Raw genomic sequence first — 26,449 nt, forward strand, 5'->3', positions numbered from 1 at the left:
TTTCCGCTTCTGCTTGCCAGCATGAGCGCACTAACAAGGCTTGTTTAAAACAAATACTTCTGAGATTGAGAATTTAAGAGATACAGACATGTCAAATCAGTCGGATCTAATTAGCCAGGATATTAACGAATATCTTAAGCAACACGAACATAAAGAACTATTAAGACTGCTAACCTGTGGCAGCGTGGATGATGGGAAAAGCACCTTAATTGGTCGCTTGTTGCATGACTCAAAAATGATCTATGAAGATCAGTTAGAGTCCATTAAAGCAGATAGCGTAAAGTCTGGAACAACAGGTGAAGAAGTTGACCTGGCGTTATTGGTTGACGGGTTGCAGGCAGAGCGCGAACAAGGCATCACAATCGATGTGGCCTATCGCTTTTTCTCAACAACCAAGCGTAAATTTATTATTGCTGATACTCCGGGGCACGAGCAATATACCCGCAATATGGCAACCGGTGCATCTACCGCAAACATGGCCATCATTCTAATTGACGCGAGACACGGCGTTCTGACCCAGACTCGCCGCCACTCGTTTATTGCTTCGCTATTGGGTATTAAGCACATCGTTGTCGCCATCAACAAGATGGATATCGTAGACTTCAGTGAGCAACGGTATAACGAAATCAAAGAGCAGTATCTTGAGCTGTCTTCTCAACTCGACATCGACAATATCTACTTTGCGCCGATCTCTGCGTTAAAAGGCGATAATGTTGTTGATCGTAGCGAAAACATGCCATGGTTTGAAGGCCAGACATTAATGGAGCTGCTGGAGAGTGTTGAGATTTCAGCTGACCGCAATCTTGAAAACTTCCGCTTCCCGGTTCAATACGTAAACCGCCCTAACCTCGACTTTAGAGGTTTCTGCGGCACCGTAGCATCGGGCAAGATTCACCCGGGCGATGAAATCATGGCGCTTCCTTCCCGCCAGGTAAGCACCGTTAAAGAGATCGTGACATTTGACGGTAACCTTGACGAAGCATTCGCAGATCAGGCAGTCACCTTAACATTAAAAGATGAGATCGATATCAGTCGCGGCAACATGATTGTTAAAACTGACGATCTGCCAGAAGTCGGTGCATCATTTGATGCACATGTTGTATGGATGGCCGAAGACGCACTAAAACCCGGCAAGCTATATGACATTAAGCTGGCGACAAGTGCCGTGTCAGGTTCGGTACAAAAAATACATCACTTGATCAACGTTAACACGTTTGAAAAAGACCAAGGTGAGCAGCTTGATTTAAACAGCATTGCACTATGCCGGTTCCACCTGAATCAACCCATTGCATTTGACCCATACAAGTCTAACCGCACAACGGGCGCATTCATTATTATTGACCGACTAACCAATGTCACCATTGGCGCGGGGATGATCGAAAATGCATGTGACGAAGGCGACCTTGATGAGTGGGCTCCGGTAACCGCAGACGAGCGAGCAATCCGCTTCAACCAACAGCCAATGCAGATTGCCTGCACCGGCGCAGCAGCAGAGCAACTCGCCCTTGCTGTTGAGCGTAAGCTGTTTGATCTAGGCAAATCTGCCGTTGTGTTGTCTGAAATCAACACAGCGGATGACAGCGAGCGAAACAAGATAGCTCAAGCACTCACTCAGGCTGGCCTAATTGCTGTTACAGTGGTTAGCTCTGCACCTGAAGAAGCAGATGTCGTGTTATCTGCCGAAAGCGATAGTGACCTGAAAAACGATATTAATACGCTCGTTCAAAAGTTACGCTAACGATATTGTAGGGTGCGTTCGCGCACCAGCAACCTGAATAGACGTCTTATTGAGTCCATTAGGTGCGCAAGCTCACCCTATAGTTCTATTTAGTTTTTACTCACCATTTTATCTCCCCAAAACACAACGCTCTGGGTTACAATATTGCCCCTCTTCACAGCATTTGGGTATCACTATTATGGCCATCAAGTCTCTCGTTATTCATCGTATTACCCGCTGGCAAGATGATCAGCCTGCGGAGTTAAAACTTCGGGACGAGCTTCTAACGGTCACAGCAGACTACGAATCTCTGCTCTCACAAGAAAAAAAGCTATTTAACGGCAAACCGGGCAAAAAGTACGGCCGATTCAGCGATGACGTTGGCGAGTCGCCTTTCTCTAGCTGGTTAACTGAAACGCTGGACGGCAAAATGAGCTTTTTGAGTTTCTCGCAAAAAGCCACTGAGACCTTCAAACAACATCTTGACGAACAACCCATCACCCTAGACGGTTATCTCATGTTTGTACTGGATAGTCGGGCCGATGGCGATGTGTTCTATCTGCTATTTCTTGAAACAGCCTCTGGCATGGAGCTAAGTGGTTCGCTTGAACTTGAAACAGTGGATTACCTTAACACCTCCAAGTTAGATATGGCGGCCAGAATTGAGCTGTCTGATTGGCAAGGTGACTCCCCTACTGACGACTATTTTGTCCTCGCAGTAAGCCGAAGCGCTGCAAAAAGTGGTGATGTGTTCGCGAAAACCCTCGGATATCAAAACAGTATTGATACTGAAAAAGAGACCGAAACACTGCTTGAGACACTAGAGAAATACACCAACAAAGTCGAAAGCAAAGACGCCACTCAGTACCGTAAGAAAGCCTATGATTTCTGCGTTGAGCAACAGCAGATGGGGGAGCCAGTTCAAATAGAGCAGCTTTCGAACTACCTTGATGAGAATGAGCCCCAGCGCTTTGCCAGCTTCGCCAGAGAAGAGAAAGCGCTCAATAGCGAAACCGAGTTCAGACCCGATAACCGCAAGCTAAAACATTTAGTTAGGTTTACCGGCAAAGGCAATGGTATGAGTCTCTCATTTTCATCTGACCTGATTCAGTCATCTGTGCACTACAACCCGTCCAACGATACGCTAACCATTACGGAAATACCTAAAAGCCTTAAAGCTCAACTGGCCAAATTTATCGATAAAGGGGACGAGTAGCCCTCTTTAACAAGTCACGCCGATGCTGCGAGTTATCAGCCAGCCAATATAACCGGCACTGCCTGCCAGTGCCAAAGCTCCCAGAAAGACCAACCCCCAGACTTTATAAGGGTGACGGCTTAACTGCTTTCCATTGTCGGCCCTCTCTTTTCTCTCCAGTTCTCGTCCCACTTCGAGCATTAACGTTACTTCAGGAGAGGCTCGATCAATAAGAAATGAGGCGGCTTCGAACCACTGATCATCTTTTCTGCCTTTACGCAAAACACGGATGGCTTCATCTACACTTATAAATCCCATGTTACCTCTTTATAAAGACCTCTTATAAACAACTCTTCGCAACCAGCTTTTTACTTTCCCCCATATCTCTAGCCACTAGAGCTATGATGGTTATGGCAGGTTCATATTTTTGAAGATGATTAACCGCTAGTCAAACAGGCCCGTTTTATAAAACTTTTTGAGCTGTGCCAGACAGGAAGGTATTTCAACCCCCTGCTGCACCAACCACTTATCAGTGAGACTTGAAGTTTCTCGAATACCAATTAGAACGTGACGTACCGAGTATTGATCAAGCTTAGCCTCTGATTGAAGCTTAGACCATTTTGGGTTACTGGCAGGAGCTCTCTAACACAGGCCATAAACAACGGGGTAACCGAGACTTCAACTATGTGATCGTGAGCTAACTTCACTAAAGTTTCGCTTGCCAAAGATAACCTCTTCACGGTTCAATGGCAGTTATTTTGTTTTTAATAGATCTGTACCAAATTTATGATGTCACTATTTCTAATTATCGGCCTTATCGCTCTGACGCTCTTCCCTTGCTATCTGTTAAGACAGATAAACCATAGCAAAAAAGTCCTTATGCAATCCGAAGAAGCCCGTCTACAACTAGAGCAACTTCTAGCATTCTCTGAGGCAGAGAACCCTCCCGCTCCATCCAGTATGCGAGTTACCATTGAGATAAATGACCCACTTGAGCTGGCTAAACGAGAACAGCCATTAACCAAATATTTAAGCCAACTGGCACCTGAGTTAATCGTTAGAAAGGTTTATGAGCAGGTTGCCAGCGAAGTTGAAAGCGGCCTTAAAGAAAAAAGCGTAAACGCATCCGTCAGCATTGAGAAACGCTAAACCATTACTTACGGAAGAGATATTCACAATGAACACCGAAGCTATCAGCCCTCTAATCCTCATATTGGGAGTTGTCCCTCTAGCAGTCAACTGGCTGCTCATGATCAAAATTAAGCAGCTAAAAAGCGGCATTAAGAACAGCCATCAAAAAACGCTTGGCCTACTGGACTTTGTCCGCAAACAACAATCACGTAAGACTTCACTGAAAAATAAACAGGCACTAGTAGAAAAAACCGTTAATGACAGCACCGTTGCGGTAGAAACCATCCATCAGACCCTTTCTGATGCAGCCTTCAATGTCATCAATAACTTATCATCGACCAACAAAATAAAAGCCCGCAATCAGAAACTCAGAGACCTTCACGACCAAACCAGCAGTGATGTCTATAAATCAGTCAAGGTGGTGAATAAGCAGGTTGGCGCGATTACCGATGCCTTGCTTTCTACGCGAAAGACACCGTCTAGCAAGACGGCCACCAAGAGCTCTCCGTTAGTGAAAAACAAACGCTTAACGACAATTGACAACATCAACGACAGAAAAAGAAGCAAGCGGCAGCCGCCCAAAGAGTAACGCCCAAAATAACGCGATAAACCGGCATATCGTGCCATCTGGTTTAGTGCGTCGTTTTGTTGGTTAACCACACTGATTGATAAGGTGTCAGTACCAGCGTTCCTCGCAAGTCTTGGTAACCCGTTCCCGAGATAAGATCAATCCATTCATCTGTACCCACAAGGTTAATACTTGTCAGCGGAATATCCTGTGTCTGACCGGTAATGTTATGAATCGCAAAAATGCTCTGATCTCGCCTTAAACTTTGGCGCCAAAACGCGAATACGCCATCACCTAAGTGCAAAGTATATTGAATGGCATTTGGGTGAAATGCGGGCTGAGCGATTCTGATATCAATGAGCGCCTTCAACCTGTTAAATACGATATGATGAACAGATTCAGGCGCCCCTAGCGCCAGCGTAAGCTCATCGTAATTCCATTGATGGCGATTAATTGAACGTTTGTGCCCGGTTCTTTTGACTCGGGCATAATCGTTTGGCGTGCCGAACAGGCTATGAATATAAATTGCCGGAATCCCCTCCAGTGCCAGCATAATGGCATGCGCACATATAAACCGCTCAACCTGCCACTCATCCTCACCGTCAACTGTGCCTTTTAGCGCGTCAAACAGACTGATGTTGACCTCATAGGGTTTGTCTTGGCCGCACTCCAATGCTCGCCAGGAGATATCGCCACCAAAGGATTTCATGGTATCAAGTAGCAACTTAATCTCCTCTTCGGCTAACAACCCTTCGGCAGGTCGAAGCCCAATGCCATCATGAGAGGCAATGAAGTTCAGGTAGGTCGTCCCCATTTGTGCAGGCGGCATACTCATAAGCCAGTTTTTTAAGTAGTGTGAACTCCCCGTAACCAGGGCATTAATCAGCAAGGGCGGAAGCGAAAAGTTGTAAACAACATGGGCCTCATTGGCATTGCCAAAATACGACAAATTTTCACGATTGGGGATATTGGTTTCGGTAATGATGACCGCATCGCTTTTTCGTGCCTCTATCAGCGTTCTTAACAAACGGACGATCTCGTGAGTCTCAGGCAGATTCAGGCAACTGGTGCCAACCACTTTCCAGATAAAGGCAACAGCATCTAGCCTGAATACCGATATGCCAACATCCAGATAGTGCTTAATTATGTTGACCAGCTCCACCAACACATCAGGGTTCTCAAAGTTCAGGTCAACCTGGTCATGGCTGAATGTACACCAAACGTGCTTAACGCCTTCGTCGGTTGTCACCTTTTTGAGTAGCGGTGAGGTTCTGGGCCTGACCACTTGAGAGAGGTCATCTTGTGGCGAAGCCTCAGCAAAGTAATTAAGACCCGGTATACGGCCTGCCAAAAAATTGCTAAACCACTCACTTTCAGCAGAGCAGTGGTTAATTACCAGATCAGCCATTAGCTTAAAATCAGACGCTATCGCATGAATATCCTGCCATGTGCCGAGTGATTTGTTGACTTCCAGATAGTCTATAACAGAAAAACCATCATCAGAGCTGAAGGGGAAAAAAGGTAATATATGAACACCACTAATGGTGCCCGCCAAATATGTGTTCAAGAACAGATGCAGGCATTCCAGCGGTTTTGATGACGAATCCAGAATGCTATCGCCATAGGTGATCACAAACACATCGTGTTGATCCCAGTGGTTTACATACGCTTCGGGTGGCTTGGCGACATCGTCAATGCCAATGACTGCAATAAGCGTCTCAGCCAGCACCTTGAGCTGATCCTGTGCCTGGTCAGGATAAAGAACAGCAAGATGAGATATCACCCGAAACCTTAACTCGTCGATCATAACCGATACCTTATTAAACGCAGTAAACAGATCACCATGAATAGTGTAAGAAACTTTTGCACAACGATAGTGATCGCGAAAGTCTTTTTAAGTCAGGCCTGGGAAAACTCTTCATGGTCTAACTCAACAGCGGTCTTAATCTGTTCAAAAATATCAGGGATAGCACTGACTACCCGGTTCCAGCTGGGTATAAAAGGCCGTTCCATTGGCCGTTCAAGAAAGTGATTTCCTGCCTTCACTATATTCCTGGTAAATAGCTCTACGGCCTGCTCTTCTGCGTGAATATCAAAGTTAAGCCCGTTGATAATGGCGTCGTTATGGTAGGTCTCGACAAAATCCAGCGCGATCCTAAAATACGAAGCTTTAATCGTTCTAAAGGTTTCTGCATTAAATACAACACCATTCGTCGCCAGTTTTCTAAAAAGCGCTTTTGAGATATCAATCGACATTTTGGATAGACCACCACTATCATCGCCCTCTGAAAGCTCTTGATGCTTATGGTCATAGATATCAGCGATATCCACTTGGCATAACCTGTTAGTGGAGTAATTTCGTTTAACCTCTGACAACACGCCAATTTCAAGCCCCCAGTCACTGGGTATACGAATATCGTTCAACACATCAACTCGAAATGAGAACTCCCCCGCCAGCGGGTAGCGATAACTATCAAGATACTCCAGGTAGTCCAGAGAGCCGTAGACTTTCTTCAACGCTCTAATTAACGGTGTAACCAACAGGCGACTCACTCGACCGTTGATTTTACCGTCTGCCACACGGGCATAATATCCTTTACAAAACTCATAGTTGAAATTTGGGTTAGCCACAGGGTAGATAAGCCGCGCAAGCAAGCCACGCTCGTAAGTCACAATATCACAATCATGCAAGGCGATTGACTCTGCACGACCTGAGGCTAGCGTGTATCCCATGCAATACCAAACGTTTCGGCCCTTCCCAAGCTCCATGGGTGCCAGGCCTTTTTGCTGTAGTTTCTTGTCTATCGCTTGCAGTCGAGGGCCATCATTCCATAGAACCCTGTGGTGCTGTGGCAGTTCAGAGAAGAACTGGAGCGCATTGCGATACTCATCTTCTGATGCTCGGTCTAAACCTATAACCACTTCATTGAGGTATGAGGCACCTCGCAACTCTCGCACGATATTTGGCAGTGCTGGCCCCTGCAGTTCGGAATAAAGCGACGGCAAAATAAGTGACATAGGGCGTGTTTTCGAAAAGTTTTGCAGCTCCTGCTCCAGCTCTTCTAAAGGCCTCTTGGACAAGTTATGAAGTGTTGTGATAATTCCATTTTGATAAAAGTCACCCATCGTTTATTACTCCATCTCATTTTAAATCGTCGTATTTGGCAACTTCAGCGCAATCACTGAAGGATCTCAAGTATCGCTTCGTTCCACCCACCAGGCCCTGTTTTCGTGGTGTAGATAAGCCTGCCCTGCGGATTATTTATATCGGGGAATTCATGAACAGGTGATTTAACGGCAACAGCGATATCGGCAACCGACAGCATCGCACTATCATTTTGACTGTCACCGAGCGCCACCACAATGGGGGTTTTCCCCTCCCCTCTTTGTGCTCGATAAAGCGACTTTAACCAAGACAGCGAGCGCCCTTTATCACATCTGCCCAACACATGGATAAATCGCCCGCCTCGCAGCAGCATCAACCCATGACGTTCTATATCATGCAAAAAGGCCTGGTAGCGCTCATCACTATCGCACCAAATAACAGGTTCGGAAAAGTGCCGGTTGAGTGCCTGTTCTGCTCGATCAGGCGCCAGCCCTGTTTTAGCTACCAGCGCATTGACATCATAGTCAGAAAATCCTTCAAACTGATAACCATACTGCTCTTTTAGGCAATCCAAAACCGTTAGAATTTCCTCTCGGGGTTCGCCAAAAACATGCACATAGTGATCGTCCTCGAATGTTAGCTCACCTTTAAGGTCATCTGATAACCGCTCACCCATTGCTTCAGGTAGATAGATGGCTGAGCCATTTTCGACAATACAAGGGGTGTCGATGCCAAGCTCTGACTTTATGCCTACGACTTCAGCATATGTTTTACTGGTATTCAGAATCAGGGGAATAGTTCTAGACTTCAGGACTTTCAAGGCAGGCATGGCGGCGTCAAACGAATAGTCATAATGATCCAATAAAGTACCATCCAAATCAGTCACGATCATAAAAGAACGGGGTCGATGAGACGCCTGCATTTCATAAATTTGATGATCTCTATCCAATTTCAACAAGCAATCCGCTTTGTCAGGCAGCATTTTTAAGTTATTTAGGGTTATGCGCTCGTAGTGCTGTATAAAACGGGCAATTTGATCATCGTCCATGACAGCGCTTAGGTCGCCGTTATATTGAATAACCTCATCTTTGAGCTTCTGCTCCTGGAGTAAGCGCCACTCATAAATAACGTCGAATGATGGAGCCTGTAGCACTACAAGATAATCAATCAGACCAAAAAGTACCTGATACTCATTTTGTAGCTGCTCATTGACCCAGTTACGCCATACACCCGATGAATCAGAGGTTGCTTCTAGCGTATTGATGGGGTCAACAAGCGCTGACTCATCAACAGGTTCGGCAGCAACACACCAGCCTTCAAGCAATATAACATCCACACGATTTTGTATAACATCCCACTGCTCGATGGGTTTCCGATCATCACGGGCTTTGTCGAACCTGGGAATCAGCACCTCATGATGCCCGTCACTTTTCTTTAATTGGTTAATAGTGCTTAAGGCAAGAGCTATATCGTGAGTGCCGGGCACACCACGCGTCTCCAATAGAGGATGTACCTCTCTACCCAGCTTCTCTCGCTCCGCCTTTGTCAGATAGAAGTCATCCAACGATAAGCAAACAGCATTAATGTTGTGCGTGTGATGGAGGATTAACGAAATAAACGAGGCCGTTGTTGATTTTCCAGTCCCCTGAGCACCTTGAATGCCGACCAATAATGCGCCGCTTCGGTGCACTTTTAAGGCCGCAATTTTATCGGCTAATGGCATCAAATACCGTTCAACGGAAGACAAATAACGTTCTGGCAGCCGCTGTTGGTGTATTTCCAAAAGAATCTCTTCATGCACCATAGTGGAACACGCTTACCCTATTACAACCGTGAAATTGATCAGTTACCTATACTATGCACAGAGTTGGCCAAAATTGTAAAAAGAGATTCACAAGTACGGAAAGAGGGTACTGTTCTGACCAGAGTCATCAACGGCAAATGAAGCGGAATAACGTATGGGATAGAAGAGGGTAATATATTAGAAGATGGTATTGCGTATAACCATTGCTGGCTCATGGCCAAAAGCCTTTTCAGTATTGAAAAGTGCCTTTAGCCGTCCGCAAAACGTCAGGTACACAAGTTATTTAGATGGGCAAAGCTCTTTTAGCTCATCACAAATAGCTTCAGCCTCTGCTTCCAAAACTTGACAACGGTAACGATTGCTACCCGTTAATGCTCTGCCTAGCTGTCGAACTTTTAATAGATATAGCTTCTGCAATCTTTGGAACTCTGCATTGCTATCCTTCATAAACACCTCCTGATTAGGTGCTGAAATATAAAAGGGGCACCCATAAGTCGCTAGTTTGTCAATAGCACGAGTTTGAACGAAGCGCGTCGTGGCACCCATGCCTAAATATAAACTGTTTTGGCTGTCATGAAGTACACCTGATTTTAGTTGTGTTGTGCTACTTCAAAATGAAGTGCTTCAGTCACCCATCAGGATCAAGGCTAAACGGCTGAGCCCCATAACGCGCAAAGCCGCTTGCCCCTGGTATATTCATACCCCATTAAATAATCAGTACCCCTGCATAGCTAATTGGTACAGAATTAAAGACTCGAAGTCAGTCTCCGGAGAGCTTATGCAGAGGGCACTCCATTAAACCAAATTAGGTTCAGGCGAAGGATATTCAGAGCCCTAGGTTAACCATACCCCTTTTGATCTCATCGCCTGAAAAGCTGTTTAACCAAATGCGAGTTTAATATCAAACATCGTTTTCTCCTTGAGCATGTGATAACACGCTCTCGTTAATTTATTGGCTATCGCTTTCTTGGCAACCATTGTTGGTGATTTCTTCAGCCTGCGTTGATAGGCTCGTTTTATATCAGTATTCCAGATAGATGCATAATGTGCTGCTTCAACAAAAGCCATTGCTAAATATCTATTTCCGTTCTTCGTATTTCCTTTCCCTTTTGATTTACCATTGCTGACCTTATCGGAAGGCACACAACGAGCATAAGATGAATAATTTCCAACACGAGGAAAACGCTCAATTGGTCCAGTCTCAAGCAAAATGGTCATCGCCAGTATTTTTCCAACGCCAGGGATACTAAGTAGAATTGAATACAATTCCCCTTGCTGGCATTCTCTGAGAACAAAATTTTCTATCGTAGTAATTTGCTGAGAGAGTTTTTTCATCATATGCCACTCAGTCAACGCAGTTAGTTGCGCTGCGCTTGTTGAAAAGTGAGCTTTCAGTTCTGCTTCTGTAAGATGTTTTATCTTATTCGCATTAAGCCTCTCACCTGTGTGCCGGTTAATCATGCTTTGTAAACTAAGGTGATGAGCGGTTCGTTGCTTAACCAGCAAGAGCCTTCTCCTTAGTAGATCGCGAATAGCACGTAAAGCTTTAGGGTAAATATATCCCGTAGGAAGTATGCCTAATCTTAGTAGGTGAGCTAAATAACGCGCATCCGTTAAATCATTCGTGTATTTCAATCCGCTGTATTGTTGAATGGCAAGCGTATTAGCTAGATGAACTGGATAGCCTTCATCCATTAGACCATCAACAAGCCAATACCAATTGTATGTCGATTCAACAACTATTCCGAAAATGTCTGATTGGTAGGGGGCTAATAGTTTAGATATATCATTGAGATCATTATCTAAACGCTTTTCTTGAACAATAGTGTCGTTATCGTTAATTAACGATACAACGCTATTGTTGCTATGAAGATCGATTCCGCAGTAAAGTTGCATAAGCCGTCTCCTTTGTTGAGTGTAAGCCCTCTCGAGTATACCTCTGGATACCTCGGCGAGGGAGGCGACTTATGATTTTCAGTGGAATGTTTTAACCTTCGCATACAGAGTTAAAGCTCTCTTCACTGCTCTATAAAGGATCTTACCTACCCTTAACTGTAGCGTTTAATATAAAAAGTCACTACGGTAAAAAGGTAAATATGTACCAACTTTAAATATCTTTGTGTTTCCAAATACCACATTGCTGTTACAGAGTAATGCTATCGTTCCAGTTGCACACGGTTCCAGTTGAACACGGCCCCAGTTAAACACAGTCTCAGACCACTGTAGCCTCGGGCGAAGAAGCAGGCAAATGCACTTGATGCTTCTTTTTCAGTCCTCTAAGGTGAACAATAAATAGCGCTATAAGCATCGCAGCCGTTACCGCCAAACCAACACCCAGTCCTCCCCATACCCCTTGAACACCCCAGTAATTCATTAACAGGTATGCACTGGGGAAACCGACGCCCCAATAACCCACAATCGTTATTAGTGTTGGCGAAGACGCTAGTTTCATTCCTCTTAACGCCCCCATGGTAATAACCTGAGCCCCATCCACCAACTGAAACAACGCTGCGACCCATAGCAGTTGAATACCTACGCCCTGAACGATGGCGAGATCTTGAGTATCTTTGGCCTGGGTAAAAAGACTCACAATGACCTCAGGGAAGAACCAGAAAACCAGCGCTGCAATTGAGCTACAGACAAGCCCCAATAAAACCCCTGCCCCCGTATAACCACCTACATCCACCAGGTTATTGGCCCCATAACTTCGTCCCACCAGAACAGAAACAGCCTGCGATAAACCCACCGGGATCATAAACGATAATGTCGTGCATTGAAGTACAATTTGGTGCGCAGCCAGCTCGACTTCGCCAATCGTACCCACTAATAATGCAGCCGCTGCAAAAAGCCCCGCTTCCATGGCATATGCAATCGCAATAGGCACCCCCAAACGCAAGGTATGTAAAATTGAATTGAGTTGGAATGTATCCCACCCCTTCCAAAATGGGTAAGGTTTTAACTCTGGTAAGCGGTAGATATCCCACACAAAGGCAAAAAACATAATCAGCGATACCAACGCAGTTCCATAGCCAATTCCTTTTAATCCAAGCTCAGGCAGAATCCACACACCTTTCATCAAGGCATAACTAATTGGAAAGTTGAGTGCCGCGGCTATCAGCGTAATTTTCAGTATCGAGCCTGTACGCCCCATTCCCAGCGCAAAATTCCGCAACGCCATAAAACCCAGCGCAGGAAGCAGCGCCCAGACCACAGACCGTAGATATATTTCAGTATGCTCTATGCTGCTTTGGCTTTGACCAATATATGCCAGTAGGTCACCGACACCCCATAAGCAGAGGCCAAACAATAGGGTAAGGGTCACAGTTATAACCATTGAAGCAAGCAGCGACTGATGAATTTCATCGTGATCATCTTTGCCAATCGCGTAGGCAATAATATTGGAAGATGCGACCAATACTCCCGTGCAGACGATGAGGGTAAGGTTAAAAATCACCGCACCTAACCCGCCACCGGCAAGGGTTTCAACCCCGAGCATTCCCATCAATACGGTATCGATAAACCCCATGGAAGCTTGAGCAAGTTGAGCAACAATAAGAGGCAGCGCGAGTTGAAATATTTTTTGTGATTTGTGCATTGCACTCTCCACGAGCGAACTAACAGGCCAATATAGTCGATATGAAGCGCGAAGATAATAAGGGGAAAGACCTATACGCAGGTTAGCTTGATTGACACTTCAGCTGGGATTAGCACGCCAACTGGCGGCAACGACTAAAAGTAACAAGTGCTGGCAATGCAGGGCTAATTTGACCAAGGTCGCGATAACTCGAAATATGACTCAAAGCAATGCAGAGACTTAACAAAACCTCGGCCAAGTCATAGTAATACTCTTACCCTGTGTTGTGAGCCAGTTCACACCATCCTCTTTTGCTAACCCTCAATTTACTGTAGAAATTGGTCTTGGCCCATCTCTCGAACCAGATGGCGGCGATAAGGTTATTTAAACCGCTATAGGCGCGATTAAAGGCAATGCCATATACTTTTTGATGGAGCAGAAATGTTGCTACAAACAAAGCTCTTTATGCCACAACATAAAGAAGGCCTCATTCACCGAAAGGCTTTGATCGATCAGCTTGATGACCTGTTTAAGACTGGCTTGGCTATTCTTTGCGCACCTGCGGGATATGGAAAAACAACACTGGTGACTCAGTGGTTGCATAATAAACAACTGAATCACTGCTGGGTATCGCTAGATAGTCGAGACAATGATGCAGCCGTTTTCTGGCAATATATAACGGCTGCCGTGGCAAAATTAGATGAACGTTTTTGCAATCTCTCAAATAAGACCACACCTTTAGATACAGTTGACCTCAATACAAAAATTGACGCGTTAATTACGGCGTTAATTGACTTCTCAAGAACATGGAAGTCCCCCAACCAACTGGCGCTCGTGTTAGATGACTATCATGTAATCAGCAACCCGGTTATTCACGCGCAGCTCAACCATTTTATTAACTATGCGCCTGACTGGATAAAATTTATCGTTACAGCGCGACACGAACCGGAACTGGATCTACCCCGGCGAAGAGTTCGCCATCAAGTAACAGAAATCAACAGTCAGAATTTGCGCTTTAGCATGACTGAATGCCAGCATTTTTTAAGTTCAAGGCTCGCTATTGATTTAAGTGAAACGTCTCTAGCGATGCTTCACCAAAAAACCGAAGGCTGGATTGCCGCGGTTCAACTTGCTGGCCTGTCACTCCAGCGTAAGCTCGAAAAAGACCAGTTCATTAAGAGCTTTTCAGGCAAGGAGACATTGCTCTCCTCCTACCTGATGTCTGAAATATTTGAACTACAACCCGAATACATTCAGTTATTTTTGTTGAAATTGGCCACCGTGCCCCGTTTTTGCGGTGAACTGGCAGAAGAGCTAACGGGGCATAACAAAAGCCAGGAACTTATCTCAACACTGCTTAATCAAAACCTGTTGATTGTATCGCTCGACAATGAAGGCCGCTGGTTTAGATTTCATGATCTGTTTCGTGAATGGCTGGAAAACCAGCAGCAACGATCAGCGCTAACCGACCTGCCAGTACTGAGAGAGAAAGCGGCCCGCTGGCTTGAGAAAGAGGGGTTTATTTTTGAAGCATTGGATCAGGTGACCAAAATCAACCAGTGGCAATGGGGCAGCCGTCTATCAGGATTGCTGCTACCAGACCTGACCCGCAATGGTGAGTTTACCATGGCGGCAAGCATCGCTAATAAGTTCCCTGACGATGTTGTGCAGTCGCAGCCAAAGCTCTGCTTTATGCGCGCCCTTGACTATTACAGTCGCGAACAATATCTGGAAGCGCGGCAATATGCTGAATGCGCTGAGCAAATCTTAAAGAAAGCGGCGCATTATCCCCAACAAAGCTTGGCAGACATAGGCCTTACAGCAGAAGAAAACCTGAATGATCTTACAGCAATTTGCCTGATTCTAATTCGCCAAATTGACCGATGCACAGGGAAGCCCGACTCTGGCCCGCACCAAACCTCCGATCTTCACCTTAAAGTGTCGTCCTCATCTGATGTATATGGTTGGACACTGTTTGGACTGGGCGCAGAGCAGTTCGCTAATAATGAACTACAGGCGGCAAAAGAGAACTTATTAACCTCAGTTCAGGTATCCAAACAAAAAAATGATCCGTTTTGTTTGCTCTCTGCACTCTCTTGGCTGGCACCAACACTTTACCACTTGGGTGAAATAAAGGCAGGCTTGAGCCTTGTAGATGAGCTGACCGAATGGTTAACCCCCTTTAACCCCGAGGCACTCCCGAATTACATCACCCTCGACTACGCCAGAGTGATCTTTTACATTGAAGTTAATAAATTAGACGAGGCCAAGCGCTGCCATTACCAAGCCAAAGAAAAATGGGGGCACAACCTGGAACCACTCAACCAGCTATATTGGATGTTCCAGGAGTTTCAGCTAAATATCGCGCTAAAAGACAGTGACGCAGCCATCAAAGCATTAGATGAGTTAGAGCACATTTATTCACGTCATTTTAAAGTCTGGCAGTTTGTCATTCCGTCTATCGACATATTTCGAGCCTTAATTCAGCTAGTGCATGGCAAGAAAACCCCTATTTGTGAATGGGCTGACAAATTCGAAGCCTCTCCCCCTGCTACCAATCAATTTCGATTCGAAGAAGAGCGCATCGTGCAGGCCCGAGCACTGGTTTTACAGGAGCGCGATTGCAAAGATTTGGTTGAAAGCATTCGAGGCAACGCCGCCCAAAATAACATCGTCAAACGATTGATCATTTGCGACTTGCTGGACGCCTACTCTCTAGGCTCACAGGGCGATATAGGTCGTGCCATTGAACTATTTCAAAAAGTGCTAACACAAGCGTCTGAGCACGGTTTTGTGCGATTATTGGTCAGCGAAGGTGAACCGGTAGTCCCCTTACTTGAAGCATCTATTCAGCTAGGAATTCACGCCCCATACGCACAGATGATCCTGGATCAGATCAACCAAGCGGGTGTGCCCGCTAACAGTAATGATTTGGCTTACGCAGATGATGACGCCAATCATGCCAAGGGTTCAGAGGCCAAGGCTCCGAATGAGCAAAAGTCGCTTGTTGACCCTCTAAGCGTAAGAGAAATTCAAGTGCTAAAACTAATTGATGAAGGCAACTCCAACAAGGTTATCGCTGCAACACTCTCAGTGGCACCAACCACCATCAAGAGCCATATACGCAATATCTACAGCAAGCTGGGTGTCCATAGGCGAACCCAAGCGCTTGCTATCGCCCGTTCATATAACATTTTGTAGCAGATTGAGGTTTTCTTATATATTGAGTTTTTTCTTATATTATGTAGCTGAGCCGAAGTTTTGCGATTTTTTTTACCTTATGAACGCCCCCTCTCTGGTATAATCCCGGCTCTCAGCCACATGCCTAAAAGAGATATACGTGACAACACCTTTGAATACCCAGACTTTTTCCAGCCTAAACCTGCCTAAAGCCGCTATCGATAACCTAAACGCCCTTGGTTACACTGCCATGACGGCTATCCAGGAGCAGAGCCTGCCATTGGCATTCAAAGGTCATGACTTAATCGCCAAAGCTAAAACCGGTAGCGGTAAAACAGCCGCATTCTCGCTGCCTATTCTCAATAAACTGAACGTTCGCTTCTTCGGTGTGCAAGCACTGATTTTGTGCCCTACTCGCGAGCTGAGCGCTCAAGTTGCTAAAGAGATTCGTCGCCTTGCCCGATACCAACAGAATATTAAAGTGGTCACCTTATGTGGCGGACAACCCATTGGCCCTCAGATTGGCTCGCTGGAACATGGTGCCCATATCGTTGTCGGCACGCCAGGGCGTATTAAAGATCATCTACGAAAAGGCACCCTTGTTTTAGATGGTGTCGATACAGTGGTACTTGACGAAGCTGACCGAATGCTCGATATGGGGTTTTATGATGATATTGAAAATATTGTCATGCAGACCCCCTCAAAAAGGCAGACCCTACTCTTTTCTGCCACGTATCCAGATAAAATAGAGCAGCTTAGCGGTCACCTTCAAAAACAGCCTATTGAGATCAGTGTTGAATCTGTCCATAGCCACAGTCAGATAGAACAAGTTTTTTATCAGGTTTCAAGAAACCAGAAAAATGATGCAACCTATCAATTGCTCATCACCCATCAACCGGCATCAGTGGTAATTTTTTGCAATACCAAACAGTGCTGCCAAGAGTTAACCGACTACCTTACCGACAGCGGGCTAAGCGCTCTATCGCTGCACGGAGATTTAGAACAACGGGAGCGAGACGAAGTACTTATCCGCTTTTCAAATCAGAGCGTGTCGATTCTCGTTGCTACAGACGTTGCGGCTCGAGGCCTCGATATTGATGACCTTCAAGCGGTGATCAACTACGACCTTTCGCGAGACAACGACATTTATACGCACCGTATAGGGCGCACAGGCCGGGCCGGAAAGAAAGGGCTGGCACTCAGTTTGTATACCAGCTCTGAGAAATACAAACTTGAAGCCATTGAAGATGGCCAGCAGCAGCCTATTAAGTATGGTGAAATGCAGAAGTCAGATAACAGTGAGGACAGACTCCCTCCTTTGCCTAAGATGGCGACTCTGTGTATACATGGTGGACGAAAGCAAAAAGTCAGACCAGGCGATATTCTAGGCGCACTGACAGGCGAAGCAGGCATCGCGGGAAAAGCCGTTGGCAAGATTGATGTTACTGACTTCTCATCATACGTTGCGATTGAAAGAGCACACGCCAAAACCGCACTGGGTCGATTGTTAAACGGTAAAATAAAAGGCCGCAAGTTCAAGGCAAGGATTCTATAATGCCCGTTGCATGCGCAAGACACATTTTAGTTAAAACGAAAGAAGAAGCCGAAAAGCTGAAACAGAGACTCGCCAAAGGGGAAGATTTCGGCAAGCTGGCAAAAAAGTATTCGCAGTGCAAGTCGGGCAAAAGAGGTGGAGACCTGGGCGAGTTTCGCCCCGGTCAGATGGTTAAGGCCTTTGATAATGTAGTATTCAAGAAAAAAGTGCTGCAGGTTCACGGGCCAGTCAAAACCCAGTTTGGCTATCACCTGATTGAGACGATTTACCGACAGTAACCCCGGTAATGTGCGGCAAATGACTATTCGGCTTGCTGCGCCGCCTCTCTCACCCGAGCGTACCAGGCTGAAGGGTCGATAATCTCTCCATCCTCTTTTGAGATCGCTGGATATGCCAGCGCTTTCTTATGACAATACTCTGCAACCGTTGGGTGAGCCCACCGGAAAAGCGTCTGCCAATATTCATCATCGTCTAAACGCACCTCGTCATACATTCCCAAAGCAGCCCTTTGCCGCTGAGCTTCAGCAAGAATAATCGCCGCGGCAACGGAAACATTGAACGATTCAACCATCCCCATCATCGGCACAACAACATGAGCATCAACCAAATCTGCCGTCTCATCTGAAATGCCTTGCTTCTCATTCCCTAATACCAGCGCACAAGGGGCGCTGTAATCAACGTCTCGGTAGTCAACGGATTTATCTGAAAAGTGCGCAGCATAAACGGTGTATCCACTCTGTTTCAACTGAGCGATGGCAGAAGGCATAGACTCATGCCGATTAACATTCACCCAGCGGTCACTGCCCATTGCCGTGCCCCGATAATGGCGGTGCTTATCCCACGGCCAGACCATATGAACCTGATGAATCCCGACGGCATCTGCCGTCCTTACCAGGGCCGCAATGTTTCTGGGTTTATGAATCTGCTCGGTTATGAGCGTTAAATCTGGCTGCCGGCGATCCAGCGTATCACGCAGTCGAGCATAACGTTCAGGGGTCATATCAAGCACTCTATGCTAGATTAAATAGCTATATTGCATGCAAAAAGGCACTAATCAGGCTTTACAGGAGAACGAGGAAACGAGGCAACAGAATTGCCAACCGCCGTCACTTTTGAAATACCTTCCTGCTCTACTTCGTCAATACGAACAATGGCATTCATCGGAATATACGTTCTATTCACACCACCAAACTCGTTTTTAAGTTTCTCTTCACTAGGGTCAACCAGTAATTGGGAACGCTCTCCGAACAACAGCTGCTCAACTTCTACAAATCCATACATTTCACTGGGGTAGACATGTGTCGCATAGATTTCGAATATTTCATCATTGTTATAAAAAATAACTTTGTAGACTTTTTTTACTGCCATTAAGCTATAAACCTGATTTTAAATAGTACACAACGCGGGCTTAAAAAGAGTTAAGCCGGAAAGAATTGAATCGGCGGCAATCATACCACATCTCAAAGCCCAGATTAATTTGTTCTCCAGCAAAATAGCAGCGGCAGATTAAGCATCGTCACTACAGATAGTTCGAAATTTAAAACATCCCAATGTATAATGCCGTGATTATTCTGTAGTGGCTGTTCAAGCGTGTTTGACCAACATTCACACTGGTCGGTTACGGCGTTACAGACGCTGGGCAAAATCACCCAATCAATATAGAACCATCATCAATTATTAGTAGTAAGGCAAAATGGCGACTAAGAAGTTATTTATTAAAACCCACGGCTGTCAGATGAACGAATATGACTCATCACGTATGGCAGATTTACTTCAAGACAGTCACGAAGTTGTATTAACCGACAACGCCGATGATGCGGACATATTGCTACTAAACACCTGCTCTATTAGAGAAAAAGCACAGGAAAAAGTATTTCACCAGTTAGGTCGTTGGAAAAAACTCAAAGATTCCAACCCCGATCTAAAAATTGGTGTAGGGGGGTGTGTTGCCAGCCAGGAAGGTGAAGCCATAATGGGGCGTGCGCCCTATGTGGACATGGTGTTCGGCCCACAAACCCTTCACCGGCTGCCAGAGATGATTGACGCGTCAGAAAACGGTGGCGTTGGCATCGTCGATATCAGTTTTCCTGAAATCGAGAAGTTTGACCGCTTGCCAGAACCTGAAGCAGATGGCCCTTCTGCCTTTGTTTCGATTATGGAAGGTTGTAGTAAATACTGCACATTTTGCGTCGTTCCTTACACGCGAGGCGAAGAGGTAAGCCGCCCTGTAGACGACGTTATTGCTGAGATCGTGCACTTGGCAGAACAAGGCGTGCGGGAAGTGAACCTACTGGGTCAGAATGTAAATGCTTATCGTGGGGATACCCATGACGGCGACACCATCGACTTGGCCGAACTGATTACGTATGTTGCCGCGATAGAAGGTATTGACCGCATTCGTTTCACTACCTCTCACCCGGTAGAGTTCTCTGATAGCCTGATTGATGTTTACGCCGAAGTGCCAGAGCTGGTCAGCCACCTTCATCTGCCGGTTCAAAGCGGCTCTGACCGCATTCTCGCCGCAATGAAGCGTGGGCACATGGTACTTGAGTATAAGTCCAAGATCAGAAGACTACGCAATATCAGACCAGATATGAGCATCTCGTCTGACTTCATCGTGGGTTTCCCCGGTGAAAGCGATCATGACTTTGCCGACACAATGAAACTGATTCAGGATATCGGCTTCGACCATTCATTTAGCTTTATCTACAGCGCCAGACCAGGTACACCGGCGTCTGATTTGCCGGATGACATCTCCGAAGAAACCAAAAAAGAACGCCTTTCAATTCTTCAGCAGCGTATCTTGCAGCATGCTCAGGACATTAGTCGAAAGATGGTGGGCACAACTCAACGTATACTGGTGACCGGCCATTCAAAGAAAGACCCAGGTGAGTTGCAGGGGCGAACTGAGAACAATCGTGTCGTAAACTTCCGTACTGATGATACGCAGGTGATCGGGCACTTTGTTGATGTCGAAATTGTTGAGGCATTGCCAAACTCTCTTCGCGGTCAACGCATTGACGAACTAAAATACTAGAGAGCACTGAACGACGTCATGAGCGAAACTCTCTACTAATATTAGCCCCTTGCAGCAGGTAAACACGATTAATACCACCAAGACAGCAAAAGATTCCAAACAGGTTCACCTGGAACCGAGTGATAATGACCGCCTGGCTGCCTTATCGGGCCAGTTCGATGAGAACCTGAAATTAATAGAACGACGAATGGGCGTGTCTATAAATTATCGTGGCAATCTCTTCAAGCTTACCGGCGACAGCAAATCCACTCAGGCATCAATAGAAATCCTCAAACACTTATACCGGGAAACAGAAGCCAGCGCATCGCTCGACCCTGAGCTGATCCACCTGTTTATCAGAGAGTCAGGCCTTGATCACTCTGAGTCTGGCAGCTCAATGTATGATGCTTATCAGATAATAAAAGCATCAAAGGTGCAGGTGAAAGTCAGAGGTGATAACCAGCTCGATTATGTTCGCAATATTAAAACCCATGATGTGAATTTTGGCATTGGCCCCGCAGGAACCGGTAAAACCTATCTAGCTGTTGCCTGTGCCGTCGAAGCGCTTAAAAATGAAGAGGTTAAGCGTATTCTACTGGTTAGGCCCGCAGTCGAAGCTGGCGAAAAGTTAGGCTTCTTGCCTGGCGATCTGGCCCAGAAAGTCGACCCCTATTTGCGCCCACTTTACGATGCGCTCTATGAGATGCTTGGGTTTGATCAGGTGACACGACTTATCGACAAAAACGTCATCGAGATTGCACCGTTGGCGTTCATGAGAGGGCGAACACTGAATAGTTCATTTATCATTTTGGATGAGAGTCAGAACACCACTCGCGAGCAAATGAAGATGTTTCTAACACGCATCGGTTTTGGCTCTACGGCGGTAATCACAGGCGATATCACTCAGATTGACCTGCCGAAAGGCACTGCATCTGGCCTTAAACATGTTGGGGAAGTCCTGGCGGATGTTAAGGGGATAGGCTTTACACGCTTTACATCCAGAGATGTTGTCAGGCACCCATTGGTGCAACGGATCGTAGAAGCCTACGATAAGCACAACACCAAACAGGATCAAGCGGCAAAATCATGACCATCCATATTGATTTGCAGATCGAGACGGAGAACCCTGCACTTCCCTCCCCTGAACAGCTCAGCTTGTGGGCCAACAGTGCTCATCAAGCAAAAAAGAGTGAGGCCGAAGTAACGATTCGTATTGTGGGTATTGAAGAAAGTGCAGATTTAAATCAAACTTATCGGGGAAAAGACGGCCCAACAAATGTTTTGTCTTTTCCATTTGAAGCGCCCCCCGGAATCGATATACACTTGCTGGGTGAGTCTTCTATTGGCGATCTTGTCGTCTGTGCGCCAGTCGTTGAACAAGAAGCTGAACAGCAGAGTAAAGAACTAATAGCCCACTGGGCTCACATGGTTGTGCATGGCGTACTTCACCTGCAAGGGTACGACCACATAGAAGAAGAGGAAGCCCTAATAATGGAAGGGCTTGAAACTGAAATAATTATGGAGCTAGGTTATCCTGCCCCCTATCAGGATCAGGACACAAGCCAATGAGCGAAGACAACTCGATAAGCGGTCAAGACAATAAGTCTTGGCTGGAAAAAATATCAAAAGCCTTTTCAGGCGAGCCTCAATCGACCGAAGATGTCACAGAGATACTGCGAACAGCTGAAAAACAGAATGTCATAGACACTGACTCGCTGAACATTATTGAAGGCGCAATGCAGGTCATCGACATGCAAGTTCGCGAAGTGATGATTCCTCGCTCCCAGATGATTACGGTAAAGGCCTCTCAAGAGCCCGAAGAATACCTTGATGACATCATTAGTTCTGCACACTCCAGATTTCCGGTCATTGGCGAATCACCCGATGATGTCGTTGGCATCTTACTTGCCAAAGACCTGCTTCCTTTAGCACTTAAAGGTGAATTAAGAAAAAACTCACTGACTGACGTACTTCGCCCTGCAACCGTCGTTCCTGAAAGCAAACGACTCAATCAACTGCTGAAAGAGTTCAAAGCGACACGCAACCACATGGCAATAGTGGTGGACGAATACGGCGGCATCTCAGGGCTTGTAACGATTGAAGACGTGCTGGAGCAAATAGTCGGCGAAATTGAAGACGAGCACGATATTGATGAGGAAGCCCTTATTAAGGTGCGAGGCGCTGGCGAATATATTATTAAAGCCATCACCCCCATTGAAGACTTCAATGAGTTCTTTAAGCTTGAACTCAGTGAGGACAACTTCGATACAATTGGAGGCTTAGTGCTGCAGCAGTTTGGTCGCCTTCCCCGCCGCGGAGAAAGCGTAGAGTTCAGCGGATTCAGGTTTACAGTACTGAATGCAGACAACCGAACAGTAAGATTGCTTCAGGCTCACAAAACCCGCTAGCTTATGGGCGACCCTATGGCTATACGTGACGCAACTTATGACAATAATTGATAGCCTCGCGATCAATAGCCCAATGACTCACCAACAATAAAGCGCCAATGACCTCAAACCAACTTCGGAACACTCAAAAGCCATTCTCATTTTTACACAGCGAATGGCTTAAGTGGCTCGCTTTTCCGGTCGCTGGCGTCATGCAGACGTTGAGCCTAAGTCCATTCAACTTATGGCCGCTCGGCATTCTTTCCATCACACTCATCATGCAAGGAATGAGTGGTTCCAGCGCTAAAAAGAGCTTACTCTTTGGCTGGTTATTCGGCATCGGCCTCTTTGGCTCAGGTGCATCCTGGGTTTATGTCAGCATCAACAATTTTGGAAATGCTCCGCCTCCCCTAGCCGGGGCCCTAACCGCACTGTTTGTGGCCGCCATTGCGTTTTTTCCTGCGGCGACCTTTTGGCTCTTCCGTAAGCTATTTAATGGGCAAGACCGCTGGTCAGTGCTCACGTTCCCGGCTATCTGGGTATTGGGGGACTGGTTCAGAAGCTGGTTCTTAACAGGCTTTCCCTGGCTTTATCTTGGCTATGGGCATTTAAATACCCCTCTTTCAGGCTGGGCCAGCATACTGGGCGTCCACGGGATTACCTTTATATGCTGCCTGTCAGGCAGCGCTATCTGGTACTTTGTAAACAAGTCTTCTCTTATACAACGCTGGCTGGGAAGCAAACCGGCCTTTCCAGCACAAACAGGAAAGCCTCAACGCAAGAGACTTCCGGCCAGTTTTGTGTTTTTTGCAGCCATACTCTGGATAATGGGTGCGCTGCTGGGAACATTTAATTGGAGTTATCTTAAAGACAAAACCCCAATCACCGTCGCTGCGGTGCAAGCCAATATTCCACAAGAACTAAAATGGACCAGAGGTTATCGCCTAAAAACCATCGATATCTATCAAACACTTTCAGAACCACACTGGGGAAAGGATCTTATAATCTGGCCAGAAACGGCTATTCCCGTGCTCCATGATCAGGCCAAAAACATTATTCAGTCCATATCAACACAAGCAAACGACGAACACAGCACGCTGATTAGCGGAATTCCCTACCGGGAAAAAGACCCCGACACCGGTCGCATGACGATACACAACAGCATTATCAGCATAGGAGCGGGAGAAGGTATTTACCATAAACAGCGGCTTGTACCATTTGGCGAATACGTTCCGCTGGAGAGCATGCTTCGCGGTCTTATTGAGTTTTTTGATCTACCGATGTCCAGCTTCTCTGCTGGCAAGCCTGAACAGTCAGCCCTCAAAGAAGGTAGCAGGCTTGTTACACCCTATATTTGTTATGAAATCGTATACCCGGATTTTGTTGCCAATAACGCAAATGATGCCGAATACCTCCTCACAATCAGTAACGACAGCTGGTTTGGTCGCTCTATTGGCCCTCTACAGCATCTTGAAATGGCCCAGATGAGAGCACTTGAAAATGCAAGGTATATCGTAAGAGGAACCAACAACGGCATCAGTGCCATCATTACACCGGAAGGGGCGATTCAAAATCAGTCAGAACAATTTGTCAGAACCGTGATGACAGGAGAAATTTATGCCATGGGCGGAAGAACACCGTTTAACATTTTTGGCTCCACGCCAATATTGCTACTCTGCGCCCTGATTTTGATCGTTCGTAGAGTCAGCCTTGCCCGGCTTAGTGCAGCAACTCAGCGCGTTGCATAGCTGGATCAAATACTTTGGCATCGCCAAAGACTACCACTTTAACCGCTACAGAGTATTACCGAAAGCTTCGTAAGAAAGGTATTACAATAAAAAAACGGCTGACGTGATTATTGCAACTGTTTTGTTTAGGCTGACGCGCTGTTGCTTCAAAAACATAACGCCGCGTTAACCGAGCGAAGCCAGTTGAAGGCTTGGTTAGCTTCCATTTGTGGTAGACAGTAAGAACTTCCTTAAATCCCTTTCTTGTCTCATCACATGAAGGATATACACCGAATCCATGTCAATTTTGTAAAAAACACGGCAAGGGTTTACTACAACTTCTCGGTAATTTAGATTCGAAATCTCATCAGGTACTCTGCCTGAATCTGGAAATTGTTCTAGTCTCTGGACATTGCTGAAAACGTTTTCTACTAGTTGTTTAGCTGCATACGGATTGCTGACCGCAATATACTCAGCAATATCGTTCAAATCATTTAGTGCGGGCTCAGTCCAGATTATTTGAGCCATTTATTCATTTTATCTTTTGCTTGACCCATATCCATGGTTCTGCCGTCTCGAATAGCCTGCTCACCCTTGGCAATACCTTCTAGAATTTTCATCCGATTGACCATCAATTCGTAGTCGGCAACGTCAAGCAAATAGGCTGATGGCTGACCATGCTCAGTTATGAGAATAGGTTCTTTTGACTCATGCAAGTCTGCAAGTAGTTTCGTTGCTTGCCTCTTTAATGTCGTAACGACTTCGGTTCTCATAGTGACACCTTAAAATAAAATGTATCACTATAGTATCACTCCATTTCAAAAAAAACTAACGCCGCGTTAACCGAGCAAGCGTTAGCGAGTTCGGTGCAACGCCTTGTTAGCTGCTTGTTCTTCCAGCTTCTCCGCTAGCCAGACTTTGATAATTGATTGGCGTGTTACGCCAACTCGATTTGCTTCCTTATCTAAGGAATCGATCATCCAAGTAGGAAAGTCTACATTTACTCTTTTCTGAGCTTGGTTAGGACGCTTAATGGAAGACAAATCAAGATCATCTATAATATCTTCGTTATTATCGAACTTTTTGTCGAAGTCTTTAGCTTTCATACAGTGCTACCTCAGTTTTACGAGAACGCCTCACCGAAATTATTCGGATACTTTCTTTCCGACAAGTAATAACTGCCGACCAGTGTTTTTCACCGATACGGCCTATTACTAAGGAGCGAGGCTCATCTTCTGACTTGGCTTGGATTTCTATAAGGTCTGGATCACCCCATAGGGACTGAGCCTCATTGAAATCAATACCATGTTTGTCTAGATTTGAATTGCTCTTTTTATGGTCAAATTCAAAATTATACATGGTATAAAAAATATACCTATATTAAGCATTTTTCAAGTGATGCGTGAGATAGCTAGAAAGATTAAACGATGAAAGATTAAACGAGACACCCATATTAACAGTTAGTGTTTCGTGTTCTTGTGATAACGTG

24 protein-coding genes and 1 pseudogene are annotated in these 26,449 nt (G+C 45.8%); 12 read left to right on the forward strand and 13 right to left on the reverse strand.

The features are described 5' to 3' along the window. Positions 1 to 88: 88 nt before the first annotated feature. On the forward strand, positions 89 to 1,738 hold the full coding sequence (cysN, locus tag MY523_RS11460) for a sulfate adenylyltransferase subunit CysN (protein ID WP_250654838.1): 1,650 nt from the start codon (positions 89 to 91) through the stop codon (positions 1,736 to 1,738). A 178-nt stretch (positions 1,739 to 1,916) separates the two neighbouring features. After that, the gene (locus tag MY523_RS11465) at positions 1,917 to 2,933 is read left to right on the forward strand and encodes a nucleoid-associated protein (RefSeq protein ID WP_250654839.1); all 1,017 of its coding nucleotides are present in this window, start codon (positions 1,917 to 1,919) and stop codon (positions 2,931 to 2,933) included. 6 nt (positions 2,934 to 2,939) lie between these two features. Here MY523_RS11465 and MY523_RS11470 read toward each other — a convergent pair whose 3' ends face one another. Further along, a complete protein-coding gene (locus tag MY523_RS11470) occupies positions 2,940 to 3,230 on the reverse strand; it encodes a hypothetical protein (RefSeq protein ID WP_250654840.1) in 291 nt (96 codons plus the stop codon). 468 nt (positions 3,231 to 3,698) lie between these two features. Here MY523_RS11470 and MY523_RS11475 point away from each other — a divergent pair, with 468 nt between their 5' ends. Continuing rightward, a complete protein-coding gene (locus tag MY523_RS11475) occupies positions 3,699 to 4,061 on the forward strand; it encodes a hypothetical protein (protein ID WP_250654841.1) in 363 nt (120 codons plus the stop codon). Positions 4,062 to 4,089: 28 nt separating this feature from the next. Beyond that, complete coding sequence (locus MY523_RS11480; RefSeq protein ID WP_250654842.1) at positions 4,090 to 4,632, forward strand: hypothetical protein; 543 nt, start codon at positions 4,090 to 4,092, stop codon at positions 4,630 to 4,632. Between the two features lie 43 nt (positions 4,633 to 4,675). Here MY523_RS11480 and MY523_RS11485 read toward each other — a convergent pair whose 3' ends face one another. The 6 genes from MY523_RS11485 to MY523_RS11510 form a co-directional block, all read right to left on the reverse strand. Beyond that, positions 4,676 to 6,418 (reverse strand): sugar phosphorylase, encoded by a 1,743-nt coding sequence (locus tag MY523_RS11485; protein WP_250654843.1) that lies wholly within the window; start codon positions 6,416 to 6,418, stop codon positions 4,676 to 4,678. Between the two features lie 92 nt (positions 6,419 to 6,510). Further along, positions 6,511 to 7,737 carry a glycosyltransferase family protein gene (locus tag MY523_RS11490; protein WP_250654844.1) on the reverse strand — a complete coding sequence of 409 codons (1,227 nt, stop codon included), beginning with the start codon at positions 7,735 to 7,737 and terminating at the stop codon, positions 6,511 to 6,513. 53 nt (positions 7,738 to 7,790) lie between these two features. Further along, entirely contained in the window at positions 7,791 to 9,500 is a 1,710-nt protein-coding gene (locus MY523_RS11495) for an HAD-IIB family hydrolase (RefSeq protein ID WP_250654845.1), read from the reverse strand. A 300-nt stretch (positions 9,501 to 9,800) separates the two neighbouring features. Continuing rightward, positions 9,801 to 9,968 (reverse strand): hypothetical protein, encoded by a 168-nt coding sequence (locus tag MY523_RS11500; protein WP_250654846.1) that lies wholly within the window; start codon positions 9,966 to 9,968, stop codon positions 9,801 to 9,803. 432 nt (positions 9,969 to 10,400) lie between these two features. Then, the gene (locus MY523_RS11505; RefSeq protein ID WP_250654847.1) at positions 10,401 to 11,417 is read right to left on the reverse strand and encodes an IS110 family RNA-guided transposase; all 1,017 of its coding nucleotides are present in this window, start codon (positions 11,415 to 11,417) and stop codon (positions 10,401 to 10,403) included. Between the two features lie 316 nt (positions 11,418 to 11,733). After that, positions 11,734 to 13,116 (reverse strand): MATE family efflux transporter, encoded by a 1,383-nt coding sequence (locus tag MY523_RS11510; protein ID WP_250654848.1) that lies wholly within the window; start codon positions 13,114 to 13,116, stop codon positions 11,734 to 11,736. Between the two features lie 420 nt (positions 13,117 to 13,536). Here MY523_RS11510 and MY523_RS11515 point away from each other — a divergent pair, with 420 nt between their 5' ends. From MY523_RS11515 to MY523_RS11525, 3 genes are all read left to right on the forward strand, one after another. After that, positions 13,537 to 16,296, forward strand: coding sequence for a winged helix-turn-helix domain-containing protein (locus MY523_RS11515; RefSeq protein ID WP_250654849.1), 2,760 nt, complete (start codon positions 13,537 to 13,539; stop codon positions 16,294 to 16,296). Positions 16,297 to 16,447: 151 nt separating this feature from the next. Next, positions 16,448 to 17,830, forward strand: a complete 1,383-nt coding sequence (gene dbpA / locus MY523_RS11520) for an ATP-dependent RNA helicase DbpA (RefSeq protein ID WP_250658812.1) — start codon at positions 16,448 to 16,450, stop codon at positions 17,828 to 17,830. Next, on the forward strand, positions 17,830 to 18,108 hold the full coding sequence (locus MY523_RS11525; RefSeq protein ID WP_250654850.1) for a peptidylprolyl isomerase: 279 nt from the start codon (positions 17,830 to 17,832) through the stop codon (positions 18,106 to 18,108). Before dbpA ends, MY523_RS11525 begins: the two co-directional genes overlap by 1 nt. A 23-nt stretch (positions 18,109 to 18,131) precedes the next feature. Here MY523_RS11525 and trmH read toward each other — a convergent pair whose 3' ends face one another. Both trmH and MY523_RS11535 read right to left on the reverse strand, forming a co-directional pair. Beyond that, entirely contained in the window at positions 18,132 to 18,830 is a 699-nt protein-coding gene (gene trmH, locus MY523_RS11530) for a tRNA (guanosine(18)-2'-O)-methyltransferase TrmH (protein WP_250654851.1), read from the reverse strand. Positions 18,831 to 18,880: 50 nt separating this feature from the next. Beyond that, on the reverse strand, positions 18,881 to 19,198 hold the full coding sequence (locus MY523_RS11535; protein ID WP_250654852.1) for a DUF1820 family protein: 318 nt from the start codon (positions 19,196 to 19,198) through the stop codon (positions 18,881 to 18,883). A gap of 325 nt (positions 19,199 to 19,523) precedes the next feature. Here MY523_RS11535 and miaB point away from each other — a divergent pair. From miaB to lnt, 5 genes and pseudogenes are all read left to right on the forward strand, one after another. After that, positions 19,524 to 20,840, forward strand: a pseudogene (gene miaB, locus MY523_RS11540) (tRNA (N6-isopentenyl adenosine(37)-C2)-methylthiotransferase MiaB); the annotation flags it as partial. A gap of 76 nt (positions 20,841 to 20,916) precedes the next feature. Further along, positions 20,917 to 21,936: a PhoH family protein gene (locus tag MY523_RS11545; protein WP_250654853.1), complete on the forward strand. Its 1,020-nt coding sequence runs from the start codon at positions 20,917 to 20,919 to the stop codon at positions 21,934 to 21,936. Continuing rightward, entirely contained in the window at positions 21,933 to 22,415 is a 483-nt protein-coding gene (gene ybeY, locus MY523_RS11550) for an rRNA maturation RNase YbeY (RefSeq protein WP_250654854.1), read from the forward strand. The genes MY523_RS11545 and ybeY overlap by 4 nt, the downstream gene beginning before the upstream one ends. Then, a complete protein-coding gene (locus tag MY523_RS11555; RefSeq protein WP_250654855.1) occupies positions 22,412 to 23,254 on the forward strand; it encodes a CorC family transporter in 843 nt (280 codons plus the stop codon). Before ybeY ends, MY523_RS11555 begins: the two co-directional genes overlap by 4 nt. Before the next feature lie 98 nt (positions 23,255 to 23,352). Continuing rightward, a complete protein-coding gene (gene lnt / locus MY523_RS11560) occupies positions 23,353 to 24,981 on the forward strand; it encodes an apolipoprotein N-acyltransferase (protein WP_250654856.1) in 1,629 nt (542 codons plus the stop codon). A 195-nt stretch (positions 24,982 to 25,176) separates the two neighbouring features. Here lnt and MY523_RS11565 read toward each other — a convergent pair whose 3' ends face one another. The 4 genes from MY523_RS11565 to MY523_RS11580 all read right to left on the reverse strand — a co-directional run bounded on the left by MY523_RS11565 (position 25,177) and on the right by MY523_RS11580 (position 26,319). Next, positions 25,177 to 25,488, reverse strand: a complete 312-nt coding sequence (locus MY523_RS11565; RefSeq protein WP_250654857.1) for a type II toxin-antitoxin system RelE/ParE family toxin — start codon at positions 25,486 to 25,488, stop codon at positions 25,177 to 25,179. After that, on the reverse strand, positions 25,476 to 25,733 hold the full coding sequence (locus tag MY523_RS11570; protein WP_250654858.1) for a type II toxin-antitoxin system Phd/YefM family antitoxin: 258 nt from the start codon (positions 25,731 to 25,733) through the stop codon (positions 25,476 to 25,478). Before MY523_RS11570 ends, MY523_RS11565 begins: the two co-directional genes overlap by 13 nt. A gap of 81 nt (positions 25,734 to 25,814) precedes the next feature. After that, on the reverse strand, positions 25,815 to 26,066 hold the full coding sequence (brnA, locus tag MY523_RS11575; RefSeq protein ID WP_250654859.1) for a type II toxin-antitoxin system BrnA family antitoxin: 252 nt from the start codon (positions 26,064 to 26,066) through the stop codon (positions 25,815 to 25,817). Next, entirely contained in the window at positions 26,056 to 26,319 is a 264-nt protein-coding gene (locus MY523_RS11580) for a BrnT family toxin (RefSeq protein WP_250654860.1), read from the reverse strand. The genes brnA and MY523_RS11580 overlap by 11 nt, the downstream gene beginning before the upstream one ends. Between the last annotated feature and the right edge of the window lie 130 nt (positions 26,320 to 26,449).

Source organism: Alkalimarinus coralli (assembly GCF_023650515.1).
In the GTDB taxonomy this organism is placed as follows: Bacteria; Pseudomonadota; Gammaproteobacteria; order Pseudomonadales; family Oleiphilaceae; genus Alkalimarinus; species Alkalimarinus coralli.

Excerpts from the sequence above, each read along its gene's own strand:
- cysN (WP_250654838.1), top strand. The coding sequence starts at position 89 with ATGTCAAATCAGTCGGATCTAATTAGCCAGGATATTAACGAATATCTT.
- MY523_RS11465 (WP_250654839.1), top strand. The coding sequence starts at position 1,917 with ATGGCCATCAAGTCTCTCGTTATTCATCGTATTACCCGCTGGCAAGAT.
- MY523_RS11470 (WP_250654840.1), bottom strand. The coding sequence starts at position 3,230 with ATGGGATTTATAAGTGTAGATGAAGCCATCCGTGTTTTGCGTAAAGGC.
- MY523_RS11475 (WP_250654841.1), top strand. The coding sequence starts at position 3,699 with ATGATGTCACTATTTCTAATTATCGGCCTTATCGCTCTGACGCTCTTC.
- MY523_RS11480 (WP_250654842.1), top strand. The coding sequence starts at position 4,090 with ATGAACACCGAAGCTATCAGCCCTCTAATCCTCATATTGGGAGTTGTC.
- MY523_RS11485 (WP_250654843.1), bottom strand. The coding sequence starts at position 6,418 with ATGATCGACGAGTTAAGGTTTCGGGTGATATCTCATCTTGCTGTTCTT.
- MY523_RS11490 (WP_250654844.1), bottom strand. The coding sequence starts at position 7,737 with ATGGGTGACTTTTATCAAAATGGAATTATCACAACACTTCATAACTTG.
- MY523_RS11500 (WP_250654846.1), bottom strand. The coding sequence starts at position 9,968 with ATGAAGGATAGCAATGCAGAGTTCCAAAGATTGCAGAAGCTATATCTA.
- MY523_RS11505 (WP_250654847.1), bottom strand. The coding sequence starts at position 11,417 with ATGCAACTTTACTGCGGAATCGATCTTCATAGCAACAATAGCGTTGTA.
- MY523_RS11510 (WP_250654848.1), bottom strand. The coding sequence starts at position 13,116 with ATGCACAAATCACAAAAAATATTTCAACTCGCGCTGCCTCTTATTGTT.
- MY523_RS11515 (WP_250654849.1), top strand. The coding sequence starts at position 13,537 with ATGTTGCTACAAACAAAGCTCTTTATGCCACAACATAAAGAAGGCCTC.
- MY523_RS11525 (WP_250654850.1), top strand. The coding sequence starts at position 17,830 with ATGCCCGTTGCATGCGCAAGACACATTTTAGTTAAAACGAAAGAAGAA.
- trmH (WP_250654851.1), bottom strand. The coding sequence starts at position 18,830 with ATGACCCCTGAACGTTATGCTCGACTGCGTGATACGCTGGATCGCCGG.
- MY523_RS11535 (WP_250654852.1), bottom strand. The coding sequence starts at position 19,198 with ATGGCAGTAAAAAAAGTCTACAAAGTTATTTTTTATAACAATGATGAA.
- ybeY (WP_250654854.1), top strand. The coding sequence starts at position 21,933 with ATGACCATCCATATTGATTTGCAGATCGAGACGGAGAACCCTGCACTT.
- MY523_RS11555 (WP_250654855.1), top strand. The coding sequence starts at position 22,412 with ATGAGCGAAGACAACTCGATAAGCGGTCAAGACAATAAGTCTTGGCTG.
- lnt (WP_250654856.1), top strand. The coding sequence starts at position 23,353 with ATGACCTCAAACCAACTTCGGAACACTCAAAAGCCATTCTCATTTTTA.
- MY523_RS11565 (WP_250654857.1), bottom strand. The coding sequence starts at position 25,488 with ATGGCTCAAATAATCTGGACTGAGCCCGCACTAAATGATTTGAACGAT.
- MY523_RS11570 (WP_250654858.1), bottom strand. The coding sequence starts at position 25,733 with ATGAGAACCGAAGTCGTTACGACATTAAAGAGGCAAGCAACGAAACTA.
- brnA (WP_250654859.1), bottom strand. The coding sequence starts at position 26,066 with ATGAAAGCTAAAGACTTCGACAAAAAGTTCGATAATAACGAAGATATT.
- MY523_RS11580 (WP_250654860.1), bottom strand. The coding sequence starts at position 26,319 with ATGTATAATTTTGAATTTGACCATAAAAAGAGCAATTCAAATCTAGAC.